The sequence below is a fragment of the Vibrio sp. S/42/10 genome, assembly GCF_029890535.1.
GTDB classification, from domain to species: Bacteria; Pseudomonadota; Gammaproteobacteria; order Enterobacterales; family Vibrionaceae; genus Vibrio; species Vibrio cyclitrophicus.
In genome coordinates this window covers 16,403-42,979 of the sequence record NZ_JAKMZC010000027.1, presented here as the reverse complement: position 1 = coordinate 42,979, position 26,577 = coordinate 16,403, and the positions used below count along the sequence as shown (strand labels likewise).

At 44.1% G+C, this 26,577-nt stretch carries 31 protein-coding genes, 1 pseudogene and 1 riboswitch; of the genes and pseudogenes, 14 read left to right on the top strand and 18 right to left on the bottom strand.

The genetic code is table 11. The features are described from left to right. Both L8S15_RS21880 and fbp read right to left on the bottom strand, forming a co-directional pair. Window positions 1-81, bottom strand: a pseudogene (locus L8S15_RS21880) (helix-turn-helix domain-containing protein); the annotation flags it as partial. A gap of 96 nt (window positions 82-177) precedes the next feature. Next, window positions 178-1,188: a class 1 fructose-bisphosphatase gene (gene fbp, locus L8S15_RS20700; RefSeq protein ID WP_010435070.1), complete on the bottom strand. Its 1,011-nt coding sequence runs from the start codon at window positions 1,186-1,188 to the stop codon at window positions 178-180. Between the two features lie 270 nt (window positions 1,189-1,458). Between fbp and mpl the strand changes: the two genes are divergently transcribed. The 5 genes from mpl to thiQ all read left to right on the top strand — a co-directional run bounded on the left by mpl (window position 1,459) and on the right by thiQ (window position 7,084). Beyond that, a complete protein-coding gene (mpl, locus tag L8S15_RS20695; protein ID WP_280574953.1) occupies window positions 1,459-2,817 on the top strand; it encodes a UDP-N-acetylmuramate:L-alanyl-gamma-D-glutamyl-meso-diaminopimelate ligase in 1,359 nt (452 codons plus the stop codon). Window positions 2,818-2,855: 38 nt separating this feature from the next. Next, window positions 2,856-3,479, top strand: a complete 624-nt coding sequence (locus L8S15_RS20690) for a flavin prenyltransferase UbiX (RefSeq protein WP_016787846.1) — start codon at window positions 2,856-2,858, stop codon at window positions 3,477-3,479. Window positions 3,480-3,522: 43 nt separating this feature from the next. Further along, window positions 3,523-3,642, top strand: a riboswitch (TPP riboswitch). 53 nt (window positions 3,643-3,695) lie between these two features. Then, window positions 3,696-4,688, top strand: coding sequence for a thiamine ABC transporter substrate binding subunit (gene thiB / locus L8S15_RS20685; RefSeq protein WP_280574951.1), 993 nt, complete (start codon window positions 3,696-3,698; stop codon window positions 4,686-4,688). A gap of 85 nt (window positions 4,689-4,773) precedes the next feature. Continuing rightward, window positions 4,774-6,369 carry a thiamine/thiamine pyrophosphate ABC transporter permease ThiP gene (gene thiP / locus L8S15_RS20680; protein ID WP_261894894.1) on the top strand — a complete coding sequence of 532 codons (1,596 nt, stop codon included), beginning with the start codon at window positions 4,774-4,776 and terminating at the stop codon, window positions 6,367-6,369. Between the two features lie 10 nt (window positions 6,370-6,379). Beyond that, complete coding sequence (thiQ, locus tag L8S15_RS20675) at window positions 6,380-7,084, top strand: thiamine ABC transporter ATP-binding protein (RefSeq protein WP_010435064.1); 705 nt, start codon at window positions 6,380-6,382, stop codon at window positions 7,082-7,084. A gap of 113 nt (window positions 7,085-7,197) precedes the next feature. Here the strand turns inward: thiQ and yjgA are convergent, their stop codons facing one another. Beyond that, window positions 7,198-7,722 carry a ribosome biogenesis factor YjgA gene (gene yjgA, locus L8S15_RS20670; RefSeq protein WP_016795276.1) on the bottom strand — a complete coding sequence of 175 codons (525 nt, stop codon included), beginning with the start codon at window positions 7,720-7,722 and terminating at the stop codon, window positions 7,198-7,200. A 118-nt stretch (window positions 7,723-7,840) separates the two neighbouring features. Between yjgA and pmbA the strand changes: the two genes are divergently transcribed. Beyond that, window positions 7,841-9,184: a metalloprotease PmbA gene (gene pmbA / locus L8S15_RS20665; RefSeq protein WP_016791417.1), complete on the top strand. Its 1,344-nt coding sequence runs from the start codon at window positions 7,841-7,843 to the stop codon at window positions 9,182-9,184. A 114-nt stretch (window positions 9,185-9,298) separates the two neighbouring features. Here the strand turns inward: pmbA and mgtE are convergent, their stop codons facing one another. From mgtE to L8S15_RS20605, 12 genes are all read right to left on the bottom strand, one after another. Next, window positions 9,299-10,654, bottom strand: coding sequence for a magnesium transporter (mgtE, locus tag L8S15_RS20660; RefSeq protein ID WP_010435057.1), 1,356 nt, complete (start codon window positions 10,652-10,654; stop codon window positions 9,299-9,301). A 147-nt stretch (window positions 10,655-10,801) separates the two neighbouring features. Further along, on the bottom strand, window positions 10,802-11,077 hold the full coding sequence (locus L8S15_RS20655; RefSeq protein WP_010435056.1) for an HPr family phosphocarrier protein: 276 nt from the start codon (window positions 11,075-11,077) through the stop codon (window positions 10,802-10,804). Window positions 11,078-11,079: 2 nt separating this feature from the next. Beyond that, the gene (gene rapZ / locus L8S15_RS20650) at window positions 11,080-11,949 is read right to left on the bottom strand and encodes an RNase adapter RapZ (RefSeq protein ID WP_280574942.1); all 870 of its coding nucleotides are present in this window, start codon (window positions 11,947-11,949) and stop codon (window positions 11,080-11,082) included. A gap of 1 nt (window position 11,950) precedes the next feature. After that, window positions 11,951-12,412, bottom strand: coding sequence for a PTS IIA-like nitrogen regulatory protein PtsN (gene ptsN, locus L8S15_RS20645; protein ID WP_004738707.1), 462 nt, complete (start codon window positions 12,410-12,412; stop codon window positions 11,951-11,953). Window position 12,413: 1 nt separating this feature from the next. Beyond that, complete coding sequence (gene hpf / locus L8S15_RS20640) at window positions 12,414-12,701, bottom strand: ribosome hibernation promoting factor (RefSeq protein ID WP_010435048.1); 288 nt, start codon at window positions 12,699-12,701, stop codon at window positions 12,414-12,416. 60 nt (window positions 12,702-12,761) lie between these two features. Further along, window positions 12,762-14,222: an RNA polymerase factor sigma-54 gene (locus L8S15_RS20635; RefSeq protein WP_010435046.1), complete on the bottom strand. Its 1,461-nt coding sequence runs from the start codon at window positions 14,220-14,222 to the stop codon at window positions 12,762-12,764. Window positions 14,223-14,276: 54 nt separating this feature from the next. Next, window positions 14,277-15,002, bottom strand: a complete 726-nt coding sequence (lptB, locus tag L8S15_RS20630; RefSeq protein ID WP_004735304.1) for an LPS export ABC transporter ATP-binding protein — start codon at window positions 15,000-15,002, stop codon at window positions 14,277-14,279. Window positions 15,003-15,004: 2 nt separating this feature from the next. Then, window positions 15,005-15,499 carry a lipopolysaccharide transport periplasmic protein LptA gene (gene lptA, locus L8S15_RS20625; protein WP_010435043.1) on the bottom strand — a complete coding sequence of 165 codons (495 nt, stop codon included), beginning with the start codon at window positions 15,497-15,499 and terminating at the stop codon, window positions 15,005-15,007. Next, window positions 15,480-16,043, bottom strand: coding sequence for an LPS export ABC transporter periplasmic protein LptC (gene lptC / locus L8S15_RS20620; protein WP_010435041.1), 564 nt, complete (start codon window positions 16,041-16,043; stop codon window positions 15,480-15,482). Before lptC ends, lptA begins: the two co-directional genes overlap by 20 nt. Beyond that, window positions 16,040-16,597, bottom strand: a complete 558-nt coding sequence (gene kdsC, locus L8S15_RS20615) for a 3-deoxy-manno-octulosonate-8-phosphatase KdsC (RefSeq protein WP_016768636.1) — start codon at window positions 16,595-16,597, stop codon at window positions 16,040-16,042. Before kdsC ends, lptC begins: the two co-directional genes overlap by 4 nt. Then, window positions 16,597-17,568, bottom strand: coding sequence for an arabinose-5-phosphate isomerase KdsD (gene kdsD / locus L8S15_RS20610; protein WP_016795272.1), 972 nt, complete (start codon window positions 17,566-17,568; stop codon window positions 16,597-16,599). The genes kdsC and kdsD overlap by 1 nt, the downstream gene beginning before the upstream one ends. Before the next feature lie 34 nt (window positions 17,569-17,602). After that, entirely contained in the window at window positions 17,603-18,568 is a 966-nt protein-coding gene (locus tag L8S15_RS20605; RefSeq protein WP_010435036.1) for a calcium/sodium antiporter, read from the bottom strand. Window positions 18,569-18,832: 264 nt separating this feature from the next. Between L8S15_RS20605 and mlaF the strand changes: the two genes are divergently transcribed. The 8 genes from mlaF (at window position 18,833) to L8S15_RS20565 (ending at window position 24,309) form a co-directional block, all read left to right on the top strand. Next, the gene (gene mlaF / locus L8S15_RS20600; protein WP_016787842.1) at window positions 18,833-19,627 is read left to right on the top strand and encodes a phospholipid ABC transporter ATP-binding protein MlaF; all 795 of its coding nucleotides are present in this window, start codon (window positions 18,833-18,835) and stop codon (window positions 19,625-19,627) included. A 1-nt stretch (window position 19,628) separates the two neighbouring features. Further along, a complete protein-coding gene (gene mlaE, locus L8S15_RS20595; RefSeq protein WP_010435033.1) occupies window positions 19,629-20,408 on the top strand; it encodes a lipid asymmetry maintenance ABC transporter permease subunit MlaE in 780 nt (259 codons plus the stop codon). Between the two features lie 2 nt (window positions 20,409-20,410). Then, window positions 20,411-20,902, top strand: a complete 492-nt coding sequence (gene mlaD / locus L8S15_RS20590) for an outer membrane lipid asymmetry maintenance protein MlaD (RefSeq protein ID WP_010435031.1) — start codon at window positions 20,411-20,413, stop codon at window positions 20,900-20,902. 40 nt (window positions 20,903-20,942) lie between these two features. Further along, window positions 20,943-21,584, top strand: a complete 642-nt coding sequence (locus tag L8S15_RS20585) for a phospholipid-binding protein MlaC (protein ID WP_123056820.1) — start codon at window positions 20,943-20,945, stop codon at window positions 21,582-21,584. After that, window positions 21,584-21,892, top strand: a complete 309-nt coding sequence (locus tag L8S15_RS20580) for a lipid asymmetry maintenance protein MlaB (RefSeq protein WP_010435029.1) — start codon at window positions 21,584-21,586, stop codon at window positions 21,890-21,892. Before L8S15_RS20585 ends, L8S15_RS20580 begins: the two co-directional genes overlap by 1 nt. Before the next feature lie 13 nt (window positions 21,893-21,905). Continuing rightward, window positions 21,906-22,160, top strand: coding sequence for a BolA family iron metabolism protein IbaG (gene ibaG / locus L8S15_RS20575; protein ID WP_010435028.1), 255 nt, complete (start codon window positions 21,906-21,908; stop codon window positions 22,158-22,160). A gap of 8 nt (window positions 22,161-22,168) precedes the next feature. Further along, a complete protein-coding gene (gene murA / locus L8S15_RS20570; RefSeq protein WP_016768634.1) occupies window positions 22,169-23,434 on the top strand; it encodes a UDP-N-acetylglucosamine 1-carboxyvinyltransferase in 1,266 nt (421 codons plus the stop codon). 149 nt (window positions 23,435-23,583) lie between these two features. Then, the gene (locus L8S15_RS20565; protein ID WP_280574930.1) at window positions 23,584-24,309 is read left to right on the top strand and encodes a 1-acylglycerol-3-phosphate O-acyltransferase; all 726 of its coding nucleotides are present in this window, start codon (window positions 23,584-23,586) and stop codon (window positions 24,307-24,309) included. 126 nt (window positions 24,310-24,435) lie between these two features. Here the strand turns inward: L8S15_RS20565 and L8S15_RS20560 are convergent, their stop codons facing one another. The 3 genes from L8S15_RS20560 to pyrB all read right to left on the bottom strand — a co-directional run bounded on the left by L8S15_RS20560 (window position 24,436) and on the right by pyrB (window position 26,365). After that, entirely contained in the window at window positions 24,436-24,825 is a 390-nt protein-coding gene (locus L8S15_RS20560) for a RidA family protein (protein ID WP_004735319.1), read from the bottom strand. A gap of 136 nt (window positions 24,826-24,961) precedes the next feature. Then, window positions 24,962-25,423: an aspartate carbamoyltransferase regulatory subunit gene (gene pyrI, locus L8S15_RS20555; RefSeq protein ID WP_010435025.1), complete on the bottom strand. Its 462-nt coding sequence runs from the start codon at window positions 25,421-25,423 to the stop codon at window positions 24,962-24,964. Window positions 25,424-25,435: 12 nt separating this feature from the next. Next, window positions 25,436-26,365: an aspartate carbamoyltransferase gene (gene pyrB / locus L8S15_RS20550; RefSeq protein ID WP_004735321.1), complete on the bottom strand. Its 930-nt coding sequence runs from the start codon at window positions 26,363-26,365 to the stop codon at window positions 25,436-25,438. Between the last annotated feature and the right edge of the window lie 212 nt (window positions 26,366-26,577).

The following is a 26,577-nucleotide window of genomic DNA, read 5'->3' as shown; positions in this document are numbered from 1 at the left end:
TTTTGCTAAGTAGAGAGATGACGTGCCATCTAAGTATTGCCTAGCAATGATACATTTTAGCTCTCGGCTATATTTGGACATAAAAAGACCCCCAATAATTGGTGTCCAACTATTGGGGGTCAGTTCAGTAAATGCTGGCTTTTTTAATGACGTTATTTTGATAATTAATCGAGAAAACTAGTCTCGGTTAAGCTCAAGAAACTCTTCTACTTTACGTACCATACTTGTTGAGCCAACGAAGAAAGGCACACGTTGATGTAACTCAGTTGGTTTGATATCCATGATGCGTTGAACACCATCTGATGCGATGCCACCAGCTTGCTCCATAAGGAAAGCAATTGGGTTGCACTCGTACAACAGACGTAGTTTTCCTTGAGGGTGACTTTGTGTACTTGGATACAAGTAGATGCCACCTTTCAGTAGGTTACGGTGGAAATCCGATACTAGAGAACCAATGTAACGAGAGGTGTAAGGACGGTTGTCACTCGGCTCATCTTCTTGGCAGTACTTAATGTACTTTTTAACACCCGTAGGGAAACGGAAGTAGTTACCTTCGTTGATTGAGTAAATCTTACCTTCATCAGGGACCATCATGTTTTCATGAGACAGACAGAAAGTACCCAATGATGGGTCGTAGGTGAAGCCATTTACACCAGCGCCTGTCGTGTAAACAAGCATGGTTGAAGAACCGTAAATCACGTAACCTGCGGCTACTTGCTTGTGTCCAGGTTGTAGGAAATCTTCTTCTGTTGGCGGAGTGCCAATCGGTGATACTCGACGGTAGATAGAGAAAATTGTACCAACAGATACATTCACATCGATGTTTGAAGAGCCATCAAGTGGATCCATCAAAACAACGTATTTTGCATTTTTGTTTAGCTCTTTATTGAAGGCAACTGCTTCGTCTTCTTCTTCACTTGCTACACCACAAACTTGATCGCGAGCTTCTAGAGCTGCTTTAAATTTGTCGTTAGCGTAAAGGTCTAGCTTCTGCTGCTCTTCACCTTGAACGTTGTCTGTACCAACAGCGCCAGTAATGTCGACAAGACCTGCTTTGTTGATTTCACGGTTAACAATTTTTGCAGCAAGACGAATTGATGACAAAAGGGATGATAGATCACCACTTGCATGGGGAAAGTCATTTTGTTTTGCAACAATGAACTCACCAAGGGTGCGCATCTCAGACATGTTATTTCCTTAAACTTCTCTCAATATTAGGGGGGATTTGAGCACTGTAGATTCTGCCTCTTGTGTGGGCTTTATTCATCTAGACGCTTACCTAAATTCTACGGCTTAGATCTTTTTAATGGTAATGAACTAAGCGACACAGATCTCACTTACTATGTCGACTAAATTTGTTTTGCATTGCCACTCGCTTTTAATCGTCAATTCATGATAATGAAGGCTGATAGTTTGATTTAAACATGGTTCATTTAGCCAAGCGTTTGGAAGCAATATATGCATATTCATATCTTAGGAATTTGTGGCACCTTCATGGGTGGTGCTGCGGTATTGGCTCGTCAATTAGGTCACAAGGTTACGGGTAGTGACGCGAATGTTTATCCTCCAATGAGCACGCTGTTGGAATCTCAAGGGATTGAAATTATTGAAGGGTTCGACCCGAGCCAATTAGAGCCAAGGCCGGACCTAGTGGTTATCGGCAATGCGATGAGCCGTGGTAATCCGTGCGTTGAGTATGTATTGGATAATAATCTTAGATACACATCTGGCCCGCAATGGTTGCAAGAGTTCCTACTGCATGACCGTTGGGTTCTGGCGGTGTCGGGTACGCATGGCAAAACTACAACATCAAGTATGTTGGCTTGGATCTTAGAAGATTGTGGTTATGCGCCAGGCTTCTTAGTGGGTGGCGTATTGGGTAATTTTGGTATATCGGCTCGCCTTGGTGAAAGTATGTTCTTCGTGGTGGAGGCCGACGAATACGACAGTGCTTTTTTCGATAAGCGATCTAAGTTTGTTCATTACCACCCAAGAACCTTGGTAGTGAATAATCTAGAGTTCGATCATGCTGACATCTTCGATGATCTTGAAGCGATTAAGCGACAGTTCCATCATTTGGTGCGCACTGTACCAAGTAACGGTCGTATTTTTTCACCTAAGCAAGACACCGCTATTCAAGATGTTCTAGCTCGCGGTTGCTGGAGTGAAAGAGAATCGAGTGGTGAGCAAGGCGACTGGGATGCTAAGAAGCTGGTTAAAGATGGCTCTCAATTTGAGGTTTACCTCCAAAATGAATGTGTTGGAACGGTAAACTGGGATTTAGTGGGCGACCACAACGTAAATAATGCTTTGATGGCGATAGCTGCTGCACGACAAGTGGGCGTGACACCAGACCTAGCTTGTGAATCGTTAGCTACTTTTATTAATACTAAGCGTCGTTTGGAGTTTAAAGGCGAGGTGGCAGGTGTTTCTGTTTATGATGATTTTGCACATCACCCAACGGCGATTGAACTTACTCTGGGCGGATTACGTAATAAGGTCGACACGAAAAAAATCATTGCCGTTTTAGAGCCTCGTTCTGCCACAATGAAACGTGGTGTGCACAAAGAAACTTTGGCTGATTCGTTGAAACAGGCGGATTCTACCTACTTATTCCAACCGGATAATATTGATTGGTCGGTTCAAGATGTCGCAGACGCTTGTCACCAACCTGCGTATGTGAGTGATGATATGGATGCATTCGTTGCTAAAATTGTCTCAGAGGCACAAGTGGGCGACCAAATCTTGGTAATGAGTAATGGTGGCTTTGGTGGCATTCACCAAAAACTGTTGGATGGATTGGCACTCAAAGGCTAACGACATCCACGACCTTATAATTTGAAGTAATTGAGAACATGACAAAACACGATAAAGCGATAACCCTCGCTTTCACTGGCGCATCTGGTGCGCCTTACGGACTGCGTTTACTTGAATGCCTACTGGCGGCAGATTATCAGGTTTATTTGCTGATATCGTCGGCAGCTCGAGTGGTGTTGGCGACCGAGCATGAACTTAAGTTACCTGCTGGGCCAGATGCTGCGAAACAAGCTTTAGTTAAGCATTTAGGTTGCGACCCAGAAAAGCTGGTGGTGTGTGGCAAAGATGATTGGTTCTCACCGGTTGCCTCTGGTTCAGCAGCACCGAAGCAGATGGTGGTGTGTCCATGTTCTGCAGGAAGCTTGGCATCCATTGCTCATGGCCTATCAGATAACCTGATCGAGCGAGCAGCGGACGTGGTTATGAAAGAGCGAGGCCAGCTGTTGTTAGTGGTTCGTGAGACGCCATTTTCTACGTTGCACTTAGAGAACATGCACAAACTCTCGACCATGGGCGTAACGATCATGCCCGCGGCTCCGGGTTTTTATCACCAACCTAAGTCGATCGAAGATCTGGTCGATTTTATGGTGGCGCGTATTCTCGATCATCTTGGTATCGAGCAAGGTTTAGTGCCACGTTGGGGGTACGATCAACGTAATTGATCCAAACTTGATAGCTTATTGTTAAAATTCGAATTACAATTCTGAACACTCATCGGGGAGCAAACCATTCAAATAATGAATGCGAGCTGAGATCAAGCAAGTGCTTGGGACCCGTAAACCTGAACCAGATAATGCTGGCGTAGGAATTGAGTTAGGAACAACTTCTACCGTTCTCCTCCCTCAAACCTGTGCCGCTCAGACCATGGAGAGCGTCCAGTGAAATTAACATTTACAACTCTTGCTGTTACTACAGCTATCTCTTTCTCTGCCGTTGCTGCAGACAATACTCTAACTGTATATACCTATGATTCTTTTGCTGCGGATTGGGGCCCTCGTCCTGCCGTTGAAAAAGCATTCGAAGAAAAGTGTGGTTGTGATGTGAATTTTGTCGCGCTAGAAGATGGCGTGTCTATTTTAAATCGCTTGCGTCTTGAAGGTGGTAACAGCAAAGCTGATATCGTGTTAGGCCTAGATAACAATCTAATGGCTGAAGCGAAAGCGACGGGCTTATTGGCTGAGCACAGTGTTGATACGTCAGCAGTAACGCTTCCTAATGGTTGGAGTGACAGCACTTTTGTTCCATATGACTTTGGCTACTTTGCTTTTATTTACAACAAAGAGCAGTTGGTAAATCCACCTAAGAGCCTTAAAGAACTGGTTGAGCAGCGTGATGATCTTAAGGTTATCTACCAGGATCCACGTACATCAACACCAGGTCAAGGCATGATGCTATGGATGAAGTCTGTTTACGGTGATGAAGCGACAGACGCGTGGAAGAAGCTCGCTCAGAAAACGGTTACTGTGACTAAAGGTTGGTCTGAGGCTTACTCTATGTTCCTAGAAGGCGAGTCGGACTTAGTCCTGTCTTACACGACTTCTCCGGCTTACCACATCATTGCAGAAGGTGATTCTAAGTACGCAGCAGCAAGCTTTGAAGAAGGTCATTATACTCAAGTCGAAGTGGCAGCTAAGGTCAAAGGCAGCAAGAACGAAAAGCTGGCTGATAAATTTATGGTATTTATTCTGAGTGACGAGTTCCAATCAGCGATGCCAACGGGTAACTGGATGTACCCAGTGACAGATATTGAGCTTCCAAAAGGGTTCGAGCAACTTACGGTTCCTCAAAAAGCGCTAGGTTTCACGCCTGAAGAAATAGCATCTAAGCGTAAGCCATGGATTCGTGAATGGCAGAGTGCACTTACTTTTTAACTTACTATTAAAAAGATGAGCGCCCTGTACTTAAAGGCTCATTCGTGATGTTTGGAATGAGCCATTTACGGTAAATAATTAATTTATGATAAAGAAAACACCTAAGGTCGGGATCTGGGTTGCGATACTCATTACCGCCTTCGTGGTTTCAGCAGTTGGGGCATTGCTTAGCAATGCCCCTTCTCTTGATATCAGCCTAGTATGGTCTGATCCTTACTATTGGCATGTAACGAAATTCAGTTTTTATCAGGCGACACTCTCAACTGTGCTGAGTGTTGGCTTTGCTATACCTATTGCGCATGCTCTGTGTCGCAGACAGTTCTTTGGAAGAGCCTTGTTATTAAGGTTGTTCGCGTCAACCTTGGTTCTACCTGTGTTGGTCGGCGTATTTGGCTTGCTGGCGATTTACGGCAACAGTGGTTGGTTAGCTAAGTTCTTAGCGAACTTAGACATAGAGTTACCATTCTCGATTTATGGCTTGAATGGTATTTTACTAGCGCATGTTTTTTTCAACCTGCCTTACGCCAGCCGTTTACTTCTGCAAGCTTTGGATACCGTGCCTGCCGAGCAGCACAAGCTGTGTGCTCATTTAGGCATGAGCCATTGGAATAAATTTAAATGGGTTGAATGGCCGAGGTTAAGACAGCAGCTGCCGCATGTGTGCGGTTTGGTCTTCATGTTGTGCTTCACCAGCTTTGCTACCGTGATGGCGTTGGGTGGTGGTCCGAAATCAACCACCATTGAGCTAGCCATCTACCAAGCAATTAAATTCGACTTTGACCTGCAGGCTGGCGCGTTACTCGCGATATGGCAAATGCTGTTGTGTGGCGTATTAGCGGTGAGTATTCAGCGTTTGTCTAAGCCCATCTCTGTGACGGCTAGTCAGCTGTCGGAAGATAAATATTTGGTTAAGGACAGCTGGTGGTCAAAAGCTTGGGATAGCTTTTGGATCATCATAGTCTCAATACTGGTATTACCGCCATTAGCCATGGTTGTTCTAAGTGGTATTAACTCCCAGGCACTCACTGTACTGAGCAGTGAGCCGTTTTGGGCTGCGCTAATGACCTCGGTTCGTGTTGCTTCCCTCGCAAGCATTATCGCCGTTGGTATTGGTATCGCAATCCTTCTAACTAGTCGCACATGGCGTTTGCAAAACAAGAACTATAGAGCGGATAAGATTGAGCTGATTGGCACTATTATTTTGGTGACGCCGGGCTTAGTGATCAGTACGGGCCTCTTCTTATTACTGCGCTCATTTACCGATGTGTTCAGTTTGGCTTTCTTTATTGTGATTGCTGTAAACAGCTTGATGGCGCTGCCTTACGTGATTAAAACCTTGGCCCAACCTATGCTGCATCTTTCTCAGCAGTATCAGTATGTGTGTGCAAGCTTAGGAATGACAGGGTTCACTCGCTTTAGGCTCGTGGAGTGGCGCGCATTGCGCAAACCGATGGCGCAAGCATTCTCAATCAGCTTTATGCTGGCGATGGGCGACTTAAGTGCGATAGCCTTGTTTGGTAGCCAAGACTTTAGAACTTTGCCTTTGTATCTATTTCAATTGTTAGGCAGCTATCAAATGGAAGCGGCGGCAGTGGTGTCAGTGAGTTTATTGTTACTGAGTGTGGGCAGCTTTAGTTTGATTGAATTTTTGTTTACTCGAAGCTCAAAGCTAAAGAGTTAAGGAACCGATGATGTTAGTGATGAAAAATGTGGATTACCATTATCACCAAGAGTTGTTTAGTTTTGATTTCCAAGCAGAGCAGGGCGATATTGTTGCTCTTATGGGGCCAAGTGGTGCGGGGAAATCAACGCTACTCGCATTGGTTGCTGGCTTTATTGAGCCAACATCGGGCGAGATCTCGGTGGCAGGCCAATCGCTGATTGGCAAAGAAGCACATCAGCGCCCATTGGCGATGTTGTTCCAAGAACATAACCTATTTGCGCACCTCACGGTGCGTGAAAATATTGGCCTGGGTTTGCACCCAGGATTAAAGCTTACGGTAACCCAAAAGCTAGAAGTCGAACAAGCTGCTACACAAGTAGGGGTTGCTGAGTATTTAGATCGGCTGCCAGAGCATTTATCGGGTGGTCAGCGTCAGCGTGTTGCGCTAGCTCGCTGTTTTGTACAGCCGCATAATATTTGGCTGCTTGATGAGCCATTTTCTGCGCTTGATCCTTTGCTTCGTGAAGAGATGCTGAGCTTAGTGAAGCGATTAGCGGCAGAGCGAAACATTACTGTTTTGATGGTGACACACCATTTAGGTGATGCGCGCAGTATCGCGAACAAGTTTGTGTTTGTGGCATTGGGTAAGGTTTTAGTCGAAGACTCGATAGATGCGCTAACTGTCGATCACCCACAAGTCGAATTGAGTTCCTTTGTTCGAGCAGGTGAGTGAAGACTCATTCAGCCTTGATATTGAATACTTCTTGATATTGAGAGCGTCGAAAACAAAAAGACCTAGCATGTGCTAGGTCTTTGATTATCTTTACAAGTAAAGCAAGACGAAGATTAGTCGCCTAGCTTTAGCTCTTTTAAGATTTGGAAAATTTCACGAGAAGCTTTGGCTGGCTTGTTCGCTGATTTTTCTTTGTTAGCTTGGCGAGCGAGCTGACGAAGACGTTGACGGTCTGCTTCAGGGTACATGTCCATAACGTCTGAAATGGCAGTATCGCCTTCAGCTACAACACGGTCACGCAGTTGCTCAAGCTTATGTAGCTCAGCGGTTGCTTGTGAGTGCTTGTTACGTACTTTATCCAAAGCCGCTTGAATTGGCTCAGGATCGACACTACGCATTACTTTACCAATGTACTGAAGTTGACGGCGCTTCGCTTCATTTTTAAAGCGTTGTGCATCTTTAATCGCTTGTGCCAAATCTTCAGACAGAGGAAACTTGTCTAATACAGAAGGCTTTAAACCAACAAGCTCTTCTCCCAGCTTTTGCAGGGCATCCATGTCCGTTTTCATTTCTGTCTTACTTACCCAGATGATTTCTTCTTCTGGTTCCCATGGGGCTTTTTGGTTTTTGCGAGCCATCTTTTCTGCCTATGTCACTATCTCAAACGAATATATTGCCTATTTTAGCAAGAATCTTGGGGAGAAAGCGAAATTCTTGTTATCCTACCTAATATTGACCTACAAAATTAGAATAGATATGGATGTAAAACAGCAAGTCGCCCAGCAAAGAGTTGAGCTAGAAGCCGCAGTAGCTAAAGCGTTGGATATGGCATCAGTGAGTGCAGACGCAGCTGAGGTCGCTATTACTAAGTCAACGGGTTTAAGTGTTTCAACACGTATGTGTGAAGTGGAAAACGTTGAATTTAATAGTGATGGTGCACTAGGTATTACTGTTTACCGTGGCCAGAAGAAAGGCAGCGCATCCACATCTGATCTAAGTGAGAAGGCTATTGCTCAAACTGTCGCAGCGGCACTAGACATCGCTCAATACACTTCGGAAGACCCATTTGCTGGCCCTGCCGCAAAAGAATACATGGTGAAAGAAATTCCAGATTTGGATCTTTTTCACCCTGATGAACCAAACCCAGACTATGCCGCGGAGATTGCGATAGCTGCTGAGAAGCAAGCATTAGCTTATAGCGACAAGATCAAGCAAAGTGATGGTGCAAGCTACGACAGTCACTATGGCGTTAAAGTTTATGGTAACAGTCATGGCTTACTTGCGAGCTACGCTTCCAGTCGCCACAGTACGAGCTGCTGTGTGATTGGGCAAGGCACTAACGGTGAAATGGAACGAGACTACAGCTACACAGTTGCACGTCACCGTGACGAGCTCTGGACGCCTGAGCGTGTAGGTCAAGAAGCTGCAGAAAAAACGATCAGTCGTTTGGATGCTAAAAAACTACCAACAGGCCAATACCCGATTATGTTCGCTAACGATGTCGCAACTGGCTTAATTGGTCATCTTGTGATGGCAATCAGTGGTGGCAACCTTTACCGTAAATCATCTTTCTTGTTGGATCACCTCGGTCAGAAAATTCTACCAGATTGGTTCAATATCTCAGAGCGCCCACATCTTTTACGTGGTTTGGCTTCGAGTCCATTTGATAGTGAAGGTGTTTACACTCAAGACCGTGAAATCATCACCGATGGTGTTTTAGCCACTTACCTACTGACGAGTTACGCTGCGCGTAAAATGGATATGACGCCAACAGGCCATGCCGGTGGCATCCATAACTGGTTCGTTAAATCGACAGGTCAAAGCTTTGAGCAAATGCTAAAAGAATTAGGCACAGGTTTCCTTGTGACTGAAGTGATGGGTCAAGGTGTGAATACCGTTACTGGCGATTACTCTCGTGGCGCTGCGGGTTTCTGGGTTGAGAATGGAGAAATCCAGTACCCAGTATCTGAAGTGACGATCGCGGGCAATCTAAAAGACATGTTCACTCAGATTGTTGCGGTTGGTAACGACGTAGAAACACGTTCGCAAATTCAAACCGGTTCTATCTTGCTTGAGTCGATGAAAGTCGCAGGCGAGTGATTTGCTTAATTTGCTTAGTTTTAAACATAAGATTTAAACCTGAAGCTTAAATCTTATGTATTAAAAAAGGGAGCCAATGGCTCCCTTTTTGTATTTACCGAGTCGGTAATCAAGCTAGATAAGTATGGTGGCTAAGCCTAAGAACACCGATAGGCCAATTACATCGGTTACCGTTGTGAGTGCCATACCACCAGCAAGGGCAGGGTCGATATTCATCTTCTTCAACATCACTGGAATGGTTACGCCTGCAATACCCGCGACAATCAAGTTTGTCATCATCGCTGCAGAGATAATGCCTCCCAAGATCCAATTGCCTTTCCAAGCAACTACTATACCGCCAATGATAACGGCCCATAGAATGCCGTTAAGGAAGCCTATAGAGGCTTCTTTGAGTAGTAATTCACGTTTGTTACTGTCACCAATGTGACCAAGTGCTAAACCTCGAATGACCAGAGCAACGGTTTGGTTACCAGCAACACCACCCATGGACGGTACGATGGTCATCAAAACAGCGATGGCTGCCATCTCATTCAGTGTCGCCTCAAACATATTAGACACAGACGCTGCTGCGAGTGCCGCCAAAACATTTGCGCCTAACCACACACTACGACGACGAGCGGATTTGACGACCGGAGCGAAGGTGTCTTCGTCATCGTCCATACCCGCCATACTCATCATAGAGTGTTCAGCATCTTCACGAATGACATCAACCACGTCATCGATCGTAATACGGCCAACAAGGTGTTGATTTACATCGACAACAGGAGCTGAAACCCAGTTACGACGTTCGAAGAGGCTGGCGATATCAGAAGCACTGGTTTCCACAGCGATAGCTTCGTCGGCATCTTCCATTACTTCCGAAACCGCCACATCGGGTTGTGTTGTGATCAATGTACTGAGTGAAAGGTTACCAATGAGACGTTCATCGTCGTCGATAACATAGAGAGCATCAGTTGCGTCAGGTAATTCACCACGCATACGTAAGTAACGCAAGACAACTTCAACATCGACATCACCACGGATTGTGATTACGTCAGTGTTCATTAACGCACCCGCTGAATCTTCGGGGTACGATAGTGCGGTTTCAACTAAAGCACGATCAACGGAGTCCATTTGAGAAAGTACTTCGCGAGAAACATCGTCGGGTAGGCTTCGAAGTACGTACGCGACGTCATCGGTTTCCATGCCTTCGGTTGCTTCTGCCAAGGTTTCTGGTGCCATTTTCGACACAAGAGCATCTTTGACGTCTTCGTTTAGCTCATCAAGAATTTCACCGTAGTCTTCAGGATCGGTGAGTTGCCAGAGTACATCACGACTTTTGCGAGGGGAGGCTTCTAAAAGGTGTGCAATATCTTCAGGTTCCATGTCCTGAAGCTGTCGGCGTACATGAACAAATCGGCCGTTTTCTAGGGCTTCGCTGACTTCTTGGAGGGTTTGGTGAGCTTGGTCGAATTCTAATTGCTCTGCCATATTTTCCTCCTATCTCATTATTTTAACAATGCTTGGAATAGTAACTTAATTCTGGGGCTTATTTAAATCATTAACTTAGGTAGAACTAAGATTTAATATTGGTTGGTTCGTTGTTTGAGTTTTTGGCGGCGTGAGTGACGTATTTCGTTACTCACCCTCATCAAACTTTGCTTCAATTAGCTGACAGACAGCATCAAGAGCTTGCTGAGAATCAGAGCCTGCCGCTTGAATGGTAATGTGTTGCCCTTGCGCTGATTCCAGCATAAGTAGCCCCATCACGCTATCTGCAGTCGCGATCTTATCTTCTTCGCTATGGATAGTAATGGTCGCATCAAAGCTTTGCGCTAGCTCAACCAACTTGACGGCTGCTCTAGCGTGAAGACCCAAGCGATTTTGGATCAGTACAGTTCGAGTTAATTCCATGGTTAGCCCTGTTGGTGCTTCTCTAGGGAGGCGTGTCTGATCTGAACTTGATGGCCAAGTTGATCGAAATACTCACCAATTTTCTGAGTCAGATAAACCGAGCGGTGTTTGCCGCCAGTACAGCCAATCGCGACCGTTAGGTAACTGCGATTATTCTTTTCTAGCATTGGTAACCACTGCTCGATAAAGCCTTGGATTTGTTGCTTGAGCTCTAGAACTTCCGGGTGCTTTTCTAGAAAAGAGTGAATAGGGGCATCAAGACCTGTTAATGGTCGTAGAGCGGGTTCCCAATGAGGGTTCGGCAAGAAGCGTACGTCAAACACATAGTCAGCATCGCTTGGTAGACCATATTTAAAGCCGAAAGACTGAAGAACAATGATCAGCTCTTGCTTCTCTTTACCTTCAACTTTAAAGCGAACCTTTTCACTCAATTCGTAGAGGTTGCAGTCGCTGCTATCAATTACAATACAGGCTTGTTCAGCAAGCGGTGTTAGGAGTGTCTTCTCTAAATCGATAGCTTGTTCAAGAGAGAGCTTTTCTTGGCCAATCGACAAAGGGTGGATTCGGCGAGTTTCACTGTAGCGTTTGAGTAGCGTTTGCTTGCTCGCATCTAAGAACAACACGTTCACATCGATGTCGGTTGCAGACTCAAGCTGCTCAAGCGTATCTGTGACTAATTGAGGCTCTTTCGGTAAGTTACGAATATCAATGCTAACGGCGACGTTTTGATTGATTTCACGAACTGACTCGACGAAGTCGTTGAGCAGATTTACTGGAAGGTTATCGACACAGTAATACCCCAAGTCTTCAAGGACTCGTAGCGCGACACTTTTACCTGCTCCTGATTGGCCACTAACAACGATTAACCGCATGTTATTGCTCGCAAGTTGGCACTTGAATCATGATGTCGTAAAGCTCTTGATCGCTTTGAGCATTACGCAACTGTTTAAGAGTCTGCTTGTCGTTAAGTCGTTCTGCCATGCAAGAAAGGGTTTTTAGATGCTCCTTACATTGTTCACTTGGAACAAGCAGAGCAAATAGTAGATCGACAGGACGGTTATCAATCGCATCAAATTCGATGGGATCTTGGCATTGCAGTAATACAGCAATTGCTTTGTCACTGACGTTCATACGAGCATGGGGAATAGCAATGCCATTACCAATACCTGTACTGCCCATTTTCTCGCGGCTCAACATGCACTCAAACAGTTCTGTTGAATCTTGACCACAGCTTTCTGCTGCGATCTGACTGATGAGCTCAAGGGCTCTTTTCTTGCTTGTGCATTGGACTGCACTTTTGGTGCAGTCCAATGAAAGTACTTCGCTTAATTGCATGTTAGTGACTACTTAGCTTTTCTTTGTGCTTGTTGAGTTGACGGACGAGTTTATCAACCAATGAATCAATCGCAGCATACATACTTTCATCTGTTGCTGTTGCATGAATCTCTCCTTGGTTTACATGAAGGGTCGCTTCTGCAATTTGATTGATTTTCTCAACTTTTAAAACAACCTGAATGCTATTGATGTGATCAAAAAAGCGTTCAAGTTTTTCGAATTTGGTGTGAACATAGTCTTGCATTGAATCGGTAAGATCAACGTGATGGCCTTGAATATTGATTTGCATAGACTTTCCTTTTCAGTTGGTTGCCTGACTATAACTAAATCTATAGCTAACTAAATTAGCCTACAGCAGGCGTTTACGCTGACTCGATGGGGCGATGCCCAGAGACTCACGGTATTTTGCTATGGTACGTCTAGCTACCTGAATTCCTTGGTCAGCCAGTAAAGCAGCAATCTTACTATCACTTAGAGGTTTCGCGGTATTTTCCGCCGCGACAAGCTTCTTAATGAGCGCACGAATTGCTGTCGATGAACACTCTCCGCCATTGTCTGTACTGACGTGGCTCGAGAAAAAATATTTGAGTTCGAAGATGCCACGTGGTGTGTGCATGAATTTTTGAGTCGTCACACGAGAGATTGTGGATTCATGCATATCAACGGCTAACGCAACATCGTTGAGAACCATAGGTTTCATCGCTTCTTCGCCATGTTCGAAGAAATCACGTTGATGTTCAACAATACATCGTGCAACTTTGAGTAGCGTCTCATTTCGACTTTCTAAGCTCTTAATTAGCCATTTTGCTTCTTGCAAATTTGAGCGAATGTACTGGTTGTCGGCGCTGCTACCTTTGCTTCCAAGGTCGGCGTATTGTTGATTCACTTTCAGTTTAGGCACGCTGTCTGGATTTATGGTGACTAACCACTTACCAAGATCTTTGAATACTGAAACATCAGGAACAACATATTCGGTTTCATCTGGTGTAATCTTACTGCCAGGTCGTGGATCCAGTTGTTGAATCAGTTGCAAAACCTCACGCAGTTCTGCTTCTTTCAACTTAGTTTCTTTGATAACCAGTTTGTAATCACGGTTACCTAGTTGGTCGATATGGCTAGTAAGTACTAACTTAGCTTCATTAAGCCAAGGGGTATCTTGCGGGAAGGTAGCCAGTTGTAGTAACAAGCAATCTTGCAGGTTGATTGAACCGACACCTAAAGGGTCAAACTGCTGAATACGTTTGCGAACGGCTTCAATCTCATCAAGCTCTACTTCTTCTCTATCGAAGTTTTCAAGAATATCTTCACAAGATACGGTGAGGTAGCCATAGTCATCAATGGCATCTATTAAAGCAAAAGCGATGCTTCTATCTGTTTCAGTGAATGGTGTTAGGTCGAGCTGCCAAAGTAAGTAATCATGTAGGCTTTCAGTCGTCTCACCTTGGTAAACTGGCATGTCATCATCAATCGCAATACCAGTGTTTCCGGTGTTTGCACTGTAGACATCCTCCCAAGTTGTGTCGATTTCTAGTTCATTACCAATCTCTGATTTTTCGATTAAGTCTGAGCTATCAGGTAAGTCTTGCTCTGTGGCTTCAACTGTTTCTTTCTCGTCACTGCTAGGTTTTTCTTCCGATGCAGGCGTTTCTTCATTGCCTTCTTCGACATCGAGTAGTGGGTTAGATTCAAGTGCTTCTTGAATCTCTTGCTGCAAATCTAATGTAGACAACTGCAACAAACGAATCGCTTGCTGCAATTGAGGAGTCATTGCTAACTGTTGGCCTAGCTTAAGTTGTAATGAGGGTTTCATTCAGTGTGACTTACCTAGTTATTATTCTTAGAATTCTCGATACTCTCTATCTAATCATAGACGGAATTGTTCGCCTAGATAAACTTGTTTAACTTGCTCGTTATTGAGAACATCTTCAGGAGTACCTTCAGCAATCAGGTGCCCTTGGCTTACGATGTAAGCTTTTTCACACACGTCTAATGTTTCACGGACGTTGTGGTCGGTAATTAGAACACCTAAGCCGCGATCGCGTAGGTGAACAATGATTTTTTTGATATCAATAACCGAGATTGGGTCAACACCAGCAAAGGGTTCATCCAATAGAATGAACTGAGGGTTTGCCGCTAGAGCTCGAGCAATCTCAACACGACGACGCTCACCACCTGACAGAGCCATACCATTACTGGTGCGGATATGTTGGATGTGGAACTCTTCTAGAAGGTCTTCTAACTTATCTTGACGCTGCTCGTTGGTCATCTCGTCACGCGTTTGTAAAACGGCCATGATGTTGTTCTCAACGGAAAGCTTTCTGAAAATAGAAGCTTCTTGAGGTAGGTAACCGATACCAAGACGCGAGCGACTGTGCATTGGCAAAATACTGATGTCTCGGTCATCAATGCTAATCGTGCCTTCATCACGAGCGACCAGACCTACAATCATATAGAAAGAGGTCGTTTTGCCTGCCCCGTTAGGCCCAAGTAGTCCAACGATTTGACCAGACTCTACCTGCAGGCTTACGTCGGTTACAACTTTACGCTTGCTGTACGTTTTTGCTAGGTTTTTTGCTTTAAGAACAGCCATGGCTACTTATTCACTTCCGCAGGTTGTAAGACCGTTGATACACGTTCGCTACTATCACTATCGGCAACCAGTTTTTGAGAAGCGATTTGATAAGTAATCTTAGAGCCACGGATGATACTGCCATCTTGAGAGAGCATTGCATTCTTGGTCATGATCAATTTATCGGCAATCAGTTGATAATGTAAATCATCAGCTTCACCGTAAAGTGTTTTTCCATCATCAGTGAGTTGAGAGAAAGTCGCAGGCTTGCCATAGCCTTGAATTTCCTCTATCTCACCGTTGACCGCATTTCGAGTAACAATGACCTTATCGGCATTAATGTTGATGCTACCTTGCTTAAGGTTTACATCACCAAGGAAGGTCACTTGGTTACTTTTCATATCCAATTGCTGGCTGTCTGAGTCAATGTAGACAGGCTGCTCACTATCCGAAGATAGGGCATAGACATTAGGTGCCGCAAGGGTCAAAGCGAATAAACTAAGGTGTAAGAGTTTCATATCTACCTTGAACAGAATTAAAGAGAGTCGCATTGTTGGTACCGAAGTTACCCTTCATTGCTTGACCCTCAGTTTCAAAAAATGTACCGATCATATGGACCGGAGTCTCTGAATAAAAATCTCGGCTAGTCAGCTCAACAACCATTTTATCTGTGGTCATAGTATCGAAACTGGCTTCTGGCAATAGATTCTTTGCCACAACGTTGTCATAGAACGTGACAACTTGATTCTCATCCATAATCGCGCGATCAGCGGTGACTTGCCATTCAATCGTATGTCCTTCCCGGAACACCGAAAGAACAGGATTTTGAAAATGTGTATCACCAACTACTGAATAGTGTTCTAAATACGTCGACTCAACTTGATAGCTACGGATACCTGATTGGTCATAGCTTATGTTGTTTAGACTTTTGCCGCTAAAAGCGGGCAGCTCCAAATTTGGAGCCACTTGTATTGTCGAAGCTTGCTCTTTGTCGAACAAATAATAGGTCGACCAAGAAGCAATAAATATGAGTATTAAATAGATAATACGAGTAAAACTCATATGCTTAAACCTTTATGCACGTCGAGTTCATTTCTTGCTTGCAGAATAAGGTCACATACTTCACGTACAGCACCATGGCCGCCGTTAATCGTGGTCACATAATTCGCTCGCTTCGCAAGTAGTGGGTGACCATCTGCCACGCATACCTTTAAGCCAACTTTTTCCATGACAGGCCAGTCGATCAGATCGTCTCCGATGTAGCCTGTATTTTCAGGCGCAACAGAAAGTTTATCGCAAATATCGTAATACGCTTTTACTTTATCATCTTGGCCTTGGTAAATAAGCTTAATACCCAGAGCAGTCATGCGGTTTTCAACAATTTGAGATTTACGACCAGTTATGATTGCGATTTCAATACCAGCATTCATCAGTGATTTGATACCGTAGCCATCACGAGTATGAAAGGTTTTCAGCTCTTCACCGTTGTTGCCCATGTAAATACGACCGTCCGAGAATACGCCATCGACATCACAAATTAGCAGTTTGATCTCTTTTGCTACGGCAAATACGTCTGAATCGACCGTGCCGTATAACGTTTCAACTGTCTGCGTCATTACATTACTCCTGCTTTCAGTAAGTCATGCATGTTCAAAGCTCCAACTAATGTACCTTCATGGCATAACATCAGGCCATTAATACTTTTAGCCTGCATTAAGTTTAGCCCCTCAACTGCAAGCATGTTTGGTTCTGCTACCGTAGGATTAAGCGTCATTACGTCGCCAATCTGAGTGTTATGAATATCAACACGTTTGTCTAAGATACGGCGTAAATCACCATCAGTAAAAATACCGGCCATTTGACCATCGCTACCAACGATTGCCGTCATGCCTAAGCCTTTCTGAGATATCTCTAATAGAGCATCTCTTATCAGAGCATCCGGAGTCACAACAGGCAGAGCATCACCTGTGTGCATGATGTCATCGAGTTTCAACAGTAATTGACGACCTAAAGCGCCACCTGGATGAGACAGAGCAAAATCTTGAGCGGTAAAGCCTCGTGCCTGTAAAAGTGCAACGGCTAGTGCATCCCCCATCACCAAAGTAGCAGTGGTACTGGTTGTTGGCGCTAAGCCCAGTGGGCATGCTTCTTCCGGTACTGAAATTTGTAAATGGATATCAGATAAGGTCGCCATGTTCGACGCTGGCTTACCTGTCATACTGATAATCTTAATGTTCAAACGCTTTAATACTGGGAATAGGCTGAGGATCTCTCCTGATTCACCTGAGTTTGATATTGCAATCACAATATCGCCAGGTTCGATCATTCCTAAATCACCATGTGCCGCTTCACCTGGATGTACAAAGAAAGCTGATGTACCAGTACTTGCCAGTGTGGCTGCTATTTTGTTACCAATGTGGCCTGATTTACCCATGCCCATCACAACGACTTTACCTTTGTTGTTCAGGATAAGATCGCAAGCCTTGCAAAAATCATCATTAAAATATTGGTCTAATTGAGTAAGACCTGCAACTTCGGTTTCCAAAACTTGTTTTGCAACACTGCGATAATCAAATGGCTGAGACATCAAATACTCCAAGTACGGGAATTTAAATCAACAATTAAGCCGACATGTTCATAAGTAAGTAAGCTTGGTAGGCCACGAACGTTATGATTAACACGCCGCCTTCAATACGATTCACACTGCGAGATTTACCTAGTGCCATTACCACGAGTAAAAGTGATACGCCTAACATTACCCAGAAATCTCTACCCATAGCAAATTCACTTAAGATTGAAGGGTTGAGGATGCCCGGTATCCCCATCACGGCAAGAATGTTGAATACGTTCGAGCCAATGATATTACCTACGGCCATGTCATCTTCCCCTTTCATTACACCGGCAAGTGATGCGGCAAGTTCGGGAAGACTGGTACCAACGGCAATAATGGTTAAACCAATCACAAGATCGCTCATGCCAAAGAACTTCGCGATAACAACCGCGTTATCAACCAACATATTGGCCGCTAAAGGTAGAATAATTAGACCAACTACTACCCACATGGCGGCTTTAAGGTTACTTACGCCCTCAGGGATCTCTGACTCTTGTTCATCAAGGAAAGCATCGCCGTTCTTTTTCTCGCTACGGCTGATTTGTAACATCGCAAATAAGAAAGCGGCGAAAAGAACAAACAACAACACGCCTTCGTAGAAACCTAAATGGTTATCCCAAAGCAGTGCGCCTGCTAGTAGAGTGACACCAATCATTAATGGTAGTTCACGGCGAATTACGCCTGAACTAATTGATAGCGGTTTGATAAGTGCTGTAATACCCAAAATCAGAGCGATGTTGGCGATGTTAGAACCGAGAACGTTACCAACAGCCGTATCTGTTTTGCCGTCAAGAGCTGCTGTTGCTGAAACCATCATTTCAGGGGCTGAAGAGCCCATTGCTAGAATCGTCATACCGATAACTAATGGTGATATACCGAAGTTGCGAGCAAGAGCGGCGGCGCCGAAGACCAGTTTATCTGCGCTCCACACCAAAAAACCTAGGCCGATAATAAGAAACGCAATCGCTTCAAGCATGATGATTCCTAAAAATTAATAAAAAACGGAGAATTAACCGCTAATTTTGACTTGTTGCTAGATAAAAGGGAAGTCACTCGACAAATTAATTGCCCGTTAGCAGTAAAGAAATGTCGCTGAATGATGAATTTCTTAATGCTTTCAAATCCCTGTCACTGTTTTCTGTTTTGTACAATTAATTGAACAGTGCTTTTAATTCTAAAGTAGACTCATTATTATTGCAGCCACAATTGGCGTTTTTTAGAGCAAGGAAACAACAAGATCATGTTGAATACTGAGCTTGTAAAAGTTAAAAACCTAAGTTTCTCTCGAGGTGAACGAGTTATCTTTGATGACATCAGTTTAGAAGTACCTCAAGGAAAAATAACCGCAATTATGGGCCCTTCAGGGATCGGTAAAACGACCTTGTTGCGTTTGATCGGTGGACAATTACCGCCAGATAGCGGTGAAATTTGGTTTGATGGGGACAATATCCCTGCATTATCTCGTCGAAAGCTCTATCAAGCACGTAAGAAAATGAGCATGCTTTTTCAATCGGGTGCACTTTTTACGGATCTCAATGTCTTTGATAATGTGGCGTTTCCACTGCGAGAGCACACTGAACTTAATGAAAAATTCATTCGTACCATCGTATTACTAAAACTTGAAGCGGTGGGTTTGCGAGGCGCAGCAGAATTAATGCCAAGTGAACTGTCTGGTGGTATGGCGAGGCGTGCGGCGTTAGCTCGAGCAATAGCGTTGGATCCGGAACTTATCATGTACGATGAACCTTTTGTTGGCCAGGATCCAATTACCATGGGAGTTTTGGTTGAACTCATCCGAAACCTCAACCAAGCTTTAGACTTAACCTCGATTGTGGTGTCGCATGACGTCCCAGAGGTGATGAGTATCGCTGATTGGGTTTATTTGATGGCTGATGGGAAGATTATTGCATCGGGCTCGCCTGAGGAGTTGTACAACAATAGCGATCCTCGAGTGCAGCAATTTTTGCAAGGTGAAGCGGATGGTCCCGTGCCATTTAGGTTCCCTGCAAAGAGCTTAGAAGAGGATCTGTTTTAATATGATTGTTAAAACTATTGTAGGTGTCGGTAGACGCACACTTGCGATCTGTGAGTCATTTGGTCGAGCAAGCCTAATGTTATTTGGGGCTTTGTTTGGCATCCCGCGACTAAAAAACTTCCCCTTATTAGTAAAACAACTTTATAGCGTTGGCGTTCAGTCATTGGCTATTATTTTAGTTTCGGGTTTATTCATCGGTATGGTGCTGAGTCTTCAAGGCTATGTCGTACTTATCGACTACGGCGCTGAAGGTAACCTTGGTCAAATGGTCGCACTTTCACTGTTACGTGAGTTGGGCCCAGTTGTGACTGCGTTATTGTTTGCAGGCCGCGCAGGTTCAGCATTAACCGCTGAAATTGGTTTAATGAAAGCAACAGAGCAGATTTCCAGCCTTGAGATGATGGCTGTTGATCCTCTTAAACGTATTATTGCACCACGACTTTGGGCTGGGCTTATCTCAATGCCGTTGTTAGCTATGATCTTTATGGCGGTCGGGATTTGGGGCGGTCAGCTAGTTGGTGTTGATTGGAAAGGCATTGATCACGGCAGTTTCTGGTCTGCGATGCAGTCTTCAGTTGAGCTTGGTCGAGATATTGGTAATAGCATGATCAAATGTATGGTTTTCGCTATCACCGTAACTTGGATCGCACTTTTCAACGGTTATGACGCAGTACCGACTTCTGAAGGTATTAGTCAGGCAACCACGCGCACAGTCGTGCACTCTTCTCTAGCGGTACTAGGGCTAGATTTTATTCTTACCGCATTGATGTTTGGGAATTAATCATGCAACAAACTCGAAAACTAGAATTATGGGTCGGCACCTTTGTTATAGCCGGAATTTGCGCAATCTTAATCATGATCTTTCAAGTCGCTGACGTAAAAGGCTTAGGTTCAAACCATACTTACAACTTAAAAGCGACTTTCGACAATATTGGTAGTCTAAAGGTTCGTTCTCCAGTGAAGGTCGGTGGCGTTGTTGTTGGTCGAGTTAAAAGCATTGAGCTTGATACCGAGAGTTACCTTCCTGTAGTCGAATTGTCTATTGATGCGAAGTACTCACAATTTCCTGATACCTCTAGTGCTCAAATCTTAACGTCAGGCTTGATCGGTGAGCAATATATCAGCCTAGTACCAGGGTTCATTTTTGATGACGAAGAGATGCTGGTTGATGGTGATTCGATTGAAGACACTAAATCAGCACTAGTGCTAGAAGATTTGATTGGCCAAGTGCTGTATAGCGTTGGTGGTTCTGATAACAACGAAGCTAAGGAGTAGTCTCATGTCACAGTTCAAAAATATGTTGAAGACTAATGCCATTTTGAAAAGATTGGTTATGACTGCGGTCGCTTTATTGATATCGACTCAAGCCTTTGCTGCTGAATCGATTGACCGCACTCAGCCTTATCAGATGATGACTCAAGTAGCTGAAGTCGCTTTTGAACGTTTAAAAAACGAGCAAGAAAACATTCACAATGATCCTGAGTTACTAAAGGTCATCGTGGAAGAAGAATTGATGCCTTATGTGAATGCTCAATATGCGGCACTTAAGTTGTTAGGGCCTAACTTAAAAGGTGCGGACAGAAAAGATGTACGCGTATTTATTGATGCATTCCGTAAATACCTCGTTTCTTCTTATGCTCAAGTGTTGACTCAATACACAGATCAGACAATTGAATTTGGTCCAGAGCCAAAAGTGAAGCCGGAAAGCCGCATCACCAGTATCAAGGTTGATATTATTGATACACCTCGACCAAACATTAAACTTGAGTTTAAGCTACGTAAAGATAAGAAGTCGGGTGAGTGGAAGGCATTTGATATGGTTGCTGAAGGTATTAGCCTATTATCGAGCAAGCAATCAGAGTGGAATACTAAAATTCGTCAAGAAGGCATTTTACAAGTTGCTGATGAATTGGAGAAACTGTCCGCACAGCCGATTCGTTTTGAGAGTAATAAATAATGAGCGACTCTCAATGGCAAAAGCTAAGTTCTAAAGAGTTCCAACTTCTCGGAGACATTGACCGAGATACCGTCCCTGCAATCTGGCGTATATTAGAAAAGTGGCAAACGACGGAATCGAGTGTTGAAATTAACCTCAGCCATATAAATAGAGTCGATTCAGCAGGAATGGTGATGCTAATTCACTTATTAGAGCATGCAAAAAATCAAAACTGTCATATAATGCTCAGTTTCGTGCCAGAACAATTACGAACGTTGTTCCAATTGAGCAATATCCAGCCAATGATGGCAGAACACATAAAAAATTAGGCAGGAGCTATTTGTGGACAGCACAAAAGTACAAGAATTATTAGCAGAAGCACTGAACCTTCAGGAAATTTTCGTGAAGGGAGAAGGCAGTCATTACGAAGTTGTTGCGGTTGATGCATGTTTTGACGGCATGAATCGAGTTAAGAAGCAGCAACTAATCTACGGCCCACTAATGGAATACATTCAACGCAATGATATCCATGCTCTTTCTATTAAGGCTTTTACGCCTGAAGAGTGGGAACGTGATAAGAAACTGATGTCACTTTAAGGTTTATGATGGAAAAGTTTCGAGTTATTGGATCGGATAAACCGCTAAGCGGTGAAGTGACGATCTCCGGCGCAAAAAATGCAGCGCTACCTATTTTATTTGCTTCAATTCTTGCTGAAGAGCCAGTAGAAGTCAGTAATGTTCCTCACCTACGTGACATCGATACGACGATGGAATTGCTTAAGCGTTTAGGCGCAAAAGTATCGCGTAATGGTAGCGTTCATGTTGATGGCAGCGAAATCAACGAGTTCTGTGCGCCATATGATTTAGTGAAAACAATGCGTGCTTCTATTTGGGCTTTAGGTCCGCTAGTCGCTCGCTTTGGTGAAGGACAAGTGTCACTTCCTGGTGGTTGTGCTATTGGTGCTCGACCTGTTGATTTACATATCCATGGCCTAGAACAATTAGGTGCGACCATTAAACTGGAAGATGGTTATGTGAAAGCAAGTGTTGATGGCCGCTTGAAAGGCGCGCACATCGTGATGGATAAAGTAAGTGTGGGTGCCACCATTACTATCATGTGTGCAGCAACGCTAGCAGAAGGAACGACAGTACTTGATAACTCGGCCCGCGAGCCTGAGATTGTTGATACAGCTGATTTCCTAAACAAGCTAGGTGCTAAGATTTCTGGCGCAGGTACAGACACGATTACGATCGAAGGCGTTGAACGTCTTGGTGGTGGTCACCACTCTGTGGTTGCTGACCGTATTGAAACCGGTACTTTCCTAGTTGCTGCTGCTGTGTCTGGCGGTACCGTGACTTGTCGCAATACTAACGCTCATCTTCTTGAAGCTGCATTAGCGAAGCTTGAAGAAGCGGGTGCGAAGGTTGAAACGGGCGAAGACTGGATAAGTCTTGATATGACAGGTCGTGAGCTGAAAGCGGTAAAAATCGTAACAGCACCTCACCCTGGTTTCCCTACTGATATGCAAGCCCAATTTACTTTGCTTAACATGATGGCGAAGGGCAGTGGTGTTATCACGGAGACTATCTTTGAAAACCGCTTTATGCACATTCCTGAATTACAGCGAATGGGTGCGAAAGCTGAGATTGAAGGTAACACGGCTATCTGTGGTGAAACGGAAAAATTGAGCGGTGCTCAAGTAATGGCAACGGACCTGCGCGCATCTGCGAGCCTTGTTATTGCTGGCTGTATCGCTCAAGGCGAAACTATCGTTGATCGTATTTATCACATCGATCGTGGCTACGATAAGATTGAAGATAAGCTTTCAGCCCTAGGCGCAAACATTACACGATTTAGTGATTCGAACTAACTTCGGTTAGTGGGTTCTTGAATTAGTGACATGAAAGCATAAAAGTCGGAACCTTGGTTTCGGCTTTTTTATAGTTGTATTTACCGCAAGTGAATCTGATGCCAATTTTGTGCGAATAGGTGAAAAACTTGACGGTTGAGAGGAACAAAATGATAGCAATATTACGTATTTTCGCAGTGGCGATATTTGCGATTCTTATGTTTGTATTTGGGTGTGGTTACTGTTTACTAAGCCCACGTAACCCGAAACACGTATTTACCTTTGGTCGTTACTTCGGTCGTATGTCTAAAATATTCGGCATGAAGTTAGAACTTCGTATCCCGGAAGATGCTTACTCTCGTGGCCAACATGTTTATGTGGCGAACCACCAAAACAGCTGGGATCTATTCACTATCTCATCAGCAGTGACACCTAAGGTAGTGACGGTTGGTAAGAAAAGCTTAGTGTGGATGCCTCTATTTGGTCAGCTTTACTGGCTGACGGGTAATATCCTAATTGACCGTGCCAATCGCAGCAAAGCGGTAGGTACGATCGACCAAGTAGTGACGAGCTTAAAAGAGAGCGATGTTTCAGTATGGATGTTCCCTGAAGGGACTCGTTCTCGTGGTCGTGGTCTGTTGCCATTCAAAACGGGTGCTTTCCATGCCGCAATTGGCGCTGGCTTGCCTATTATCCCTATCGTGTGTAGCTCAACAGGTGGCGTGAAGCTAAACCGTTGGAACAATGGTCACGTGATAGTTGAAATGTTGCCGCCTATCAGCACTGAAGGTTACGACAAGTCGAACGTTCGTCAACTTGCTAACCTAGCCCGAGAGCAAATGGCCGCTAAGCTTGAAGACTTAGACAAAGAAGTGGTTGAGCTTAATAAGAAGTAATTTAAGCTAAGCGAAACGATGAATAATAAAAAAGGTTGCCAATAGGGCAACCTTTTTTGTCTCTGATAAACATTCAGCTTTATGCCAACTTGTTTACTAGAAACCGTTTATTCTAGATATTAAAATCTATTTGCGAACTGCAATCGCTTCGATCTCGATACCTACATCTTTTGGTAGACGCGCTACTTCAACACATGAACGTGCTGGGTAGTTTGCAACGCCGTGTTCATCAAAGAATTTACCGTAAACTTCGTTTACTGTACCGAAGTCGTTTAGATCTTTAACGAATACCGTTAGTTTTACGATGTCTTTTACAGTCAGGCCTGAAGCTTCAACTACGGCTTGAACGTTATCTAGAGATTGGCGAGCTTGTTCTGCGATATCTGCAGATACTTCACCAGTTGCTGGGTTTACTGGGATTTGACCAGAAGTCAGTACCATGTTGCCAAGGTCAACACCTTGTACGTATGGGCCGATTGCAGCTGGAGCTGATTCTGTGTGAAGTACTTTAGTCATTGGTTTATTCCATCAGTTATTAGATAAAAAGCAATTTTCAGTGTGCCTACAAACTTTCGATAGGTAAAGAGCAAAATACCCCGCATAGGCGAGGTATTTGATAGTTTATAGGTTCGGTCAATATTGCCGTATGGCGTTATCTTTCTGTCACGATTTCGCGAGAGAAAACTTTTTCGCAGTACTTACACTTCAATCGAATATCTTCTTTCTTTTCAAAGATCTTAAAGCTGCTTTCAACTGGTTCATTGTGAGTAATACAGTTGGTGTTTGGACACTCAAACACATCGTTGATTTGCTCTGGAAGCTCTAATGCTAATTTCTTAACTACTTCGTAATCTTCGATTTGGTTAACCGTAGCGTGAGGTGCATATAGTGCCAGTTTGCTTGCTTGTTCTTCAGTGATAAACACATTCTCAATCTTGAGTAGGTCTTTGCCTCCGAGCGCAGATGAAGGTAGATTTAGGCCAATCGTCACACGTTGATGAGAGTTATGCATGTCGAACAGTTTTAGCACTTTGATCCCGATGTTTGCTGGGATATGGTCGATAACCGTTCCGTTCTTGATTGCTTCAACTTTTAATTGAGTCTCTTTAGACATGATATCTCTCCTCTACAGCGTTTCGTTAAGAACAAGGGCTAGTAATGCTTCACGTGCGTAAACACCGTTCTCTGCTTGCTGGAAGTAGTAAGCGTAAGGTGTTTTATCGACATCGACAGTAATTTCATCAACACGAGGAAGAGGGTGAAGAACCTTTAGGTTATCACGTGCATTTTCCAACATCGGAGCGGTCAGGATGTACGCCGATTTGATGTGCGCGTATTCCGATTCATCAAAACGTTCTTTTTGAACTCGAGTCATGTAAAGAACATCAAGTTCAGGAATGACATCTTCCATGTCTGTCAGTAGTTGGTATTTGATACCCGCTTCATCAAGCTCTTCACAAATGTAGTCAGGCATCGCTAGTGCTTCTGGAGCAACGAAGTAAAAACAGATGTTGTCGAATTTAGCTAGTGCTTGAGTCAGCGAGTGAACCGTACGTCCGTACTTAAGGTCACCGACAAATGCAACATTGAGATTATCTAAGCGGCCCTGTGTCTCAGCGATAGAGAATAGATCTAACAGTGTTTGAGTTGGGTGTTGGTTTGCACCGTCACCTGCGTTAATAACAGGTACACCGTTAGAAAACTCAGAGGCCAGACGCGCAGCACCTTCTTGAGGGTGACGCATTACGTAAGCATCAACATAAGAAGAAATAACCTGTACAGAGTCCGCTAGCGTTTCGCCTTTCTTCGCCAAGGAAGTGTTACCACCACTGTCGAAACCAATCACATCACCACCGATGCGTTGAATCGCAGTTTCAAAAGAGAGACGAGTTCGCGTTGAAGGTTCGAAGAAGCAGCTTGCCACAACTTTGTTCTTGATGAGTTCTGGGTTCGGTTCAGCTTTGAGTTGACCAGCTGTTTGAACAATTAATTCTAGCTCTTCACGAGAAAGCTCTGGAATTGAGATGATGTGCTTTTGATAAAGCGAATTCGCCATGATCTTCTTCCCCACAATAATGTATTGGCCATAAAAAAGCCCCCCATAATGGGAGGCTTTAAAAAAGTGCTGAAAAGCAGAATAGACGACCTGGTAAGCATCTTAGCTTACGAGCAATATTTGGTGTTTTCACAATATTATTATGTGTTTTCACAATATCATTATGTTTTATCACAACATTGCTTGGCGTCATTTTTACTACTCTCAGACAA

Excerpts from the sequence above, each read along its gene's own strand:
- fbp (WP_010435070.1), bottom strand. The coding sequence starts at position 1,188 with ATGTCTGAGATGCGCACCCTTGGTGAGTTCATTGTTGCAAAACAAAAT.
- mpl (WP_280574953.1), top strand. The coding sequence starts at position 1,459 with ATGCATATTCATATCTTAGGAATTTGTGGCACCTTCATGGGTGGTGCT.
- L8S15_RS20690 (WP_016787846.1), top strand. The coding sequence starts at position 2,856 with ATGACAAAACACGATAAAGCGATAACCCTCGCTTTCACTGGCGCATCT.
- thiP (WP_261894894.1), top strand. The coding sequence starts at position 4,774 with ATGATAAAGAAAACACCTAAGGTCGGGATCTGGGTTGCGATACTCATT.
- thiQ (WP_010435064.1), top strand. The coding sequence starts at position 6,380 with ATGTTAGTGATGAAAAATGTGGATTACCATTATCACCAAGAGTTGTTT.
- yjgA (WP_016795276.1), bottom strand. The coding sequence starts at position 7,722 with ATGGCTCGCAAAAACCAAAAAGCCCCATGGGAACCAGAAGAAGAAATC.
- pmbA (WP_016791417.1), top strand. The coding sequence starts at position 7,841 with ATGGATGTAAAACAGCAAGTCGCCCAGCAAAGAGTTGAGCTAGAAGCC.
- mgtE (WP_010435057.1), bottom strand. The coding sequence starts at position 10,654 with ATGGCAGAGCAATTAGAATTCGACCAAGCTCACCAAACCCTCCAAGAA.
- L8S15_RS20655 (WP_010435056.1), bottom strand. The coding sequence starts at position 11,077 with ATGGAATTAACTCGAACTGTACTGATCCAAAATCGCTTGGGTCTTCAC.
- rapZ (WP_280574942.1), bottom strand. The coding sequence starts at position 11,949 with ATGCGGTTAATCGTTGTTAGTGGCCAATCAGGAGCAGGTAAAAGTGTC.
- ptsN (WP_004738707.1), bottom strand. The coding sequence starts at position 12,412 with ATGCAATTAAGCGAAGTACTTTCATTGGACTGCACCAAAAGTGCAGTC.
- hpf (WP_010435048.1), bottom strand. The coding sequence starts at position 12,701 with ATGCAAATCAATATTCAAGGCCATCACGTTGATCTTACCGATTCAATG.
- L8S15_RS20635 (WP_010435046.1), bottom strand. The coding sequence starts at position 14,222 with ATGAAACCCTCATTACAACTTAAGCTAGGCCAACAGTTAGCAATGACT.
- lptB (WP_004735304.1), bottom strand. The coding sequence starts at position 15,002 with ATGGCTGTTCTTAAAGCAAAAAACCTAGCAAAAACGTACAGCAAGCGT.
- lptA (WP_010435043.1), bottom strand. The coding sequence starts at position 15,499 with ATGAAACTCTTACACCTTAGTTTATTCGCTTTGACCCTTGCGGCACCT.
- lptC (WP_010435041.1), bottom strand. The coding sequence starts at position 16,043 with ATGAGTTTTACTCGTATTATCTATTTAATACTCATATTTATTGCTTCT.
- kdsC (WP_016768636.1), bottom strand. The coding sequence starts at position 16,597 with ATGACGCAGACAGTTGAAACGTTATACGGCACGGTCGATTCAGACGTA.
- kdsD (WP_016795272.1), bottom strand. The coding sequence starts at position 17,568 with ATGTCTCAGCCATTTGATTATCGCAGTGTTGCAAAACAAGTTTTGGAA.
- L8S15_RS20605 (WP_010435036.1), bottom strand. The coding sequence starts at position 18,568 with ATGCTTGAAGCGATTGCGTTTCTTATTATCGGCCTAGGTTTTTTGGTG.
- mlaF (WP_016787842.1), top strand. The coding sequence starts at position 18,833 with ATGTTGAATACTGAGCTTGTAAAAGTTAAAAACCTAAGTTTCTCTCGA.
- mlaE (WP_010435033.1), top strand. The coding sequence starts at position 19,629 with ATGATTGTTAAAACTATTGTAGGTGTCGGTAGACGCACACTTGCGATC.
- mlaD (WP_010435031.1), top strand. The coding sequence starts at position 20,411 with ATGCAACAAACTCGAAAACTAGAATTATGGGTCGGCACCTTTGTTATA.
- L8S15_RS20580 (WP_010435029.1), top strand. The coding sequence starts at position 21,584 with ATGAGCGACTCTCAATGGCAAAAGCTAAGTTCTAAAGAGTTCCAACTT.
- murA (WP_016768634.1), top strand. The coding sequence starts at position 22,169 with ATGGAAAAGTTTCGAGTTATTGGATCGGATAAACCGCTAAGCGGTGAA.
- L8S15_RS20565 (WP_280574930.1), top strand. The coding sequence starts at position 23,584 with ATGATAGCAATATTACGTATTTTCGCAGTGGCGATATTTGCGATTCTT.
- L8S15_RS20560 (WP_004735319.1), bottom strand. The coding sequence starts at position 24,825 with ATGACTAAAGTACTTCACACAGAATCAGCTCCAGCTGCAATCGGCCCA.
- pyrI (WP_010435025.1), bottom strand. The coding sequence starts at position 25,423 with ATGTCTAAAGAGACTCAATTAAAAGTTGAAGCAATCAAGAACGGAACG.
- pyrB (WP_004735321.1), bottom strand. The coding sequence starts at position 26,365 with ATGGCGAATTCGCTTTATCAAAAGCACATCATCTCAATTCCAGAGCTT.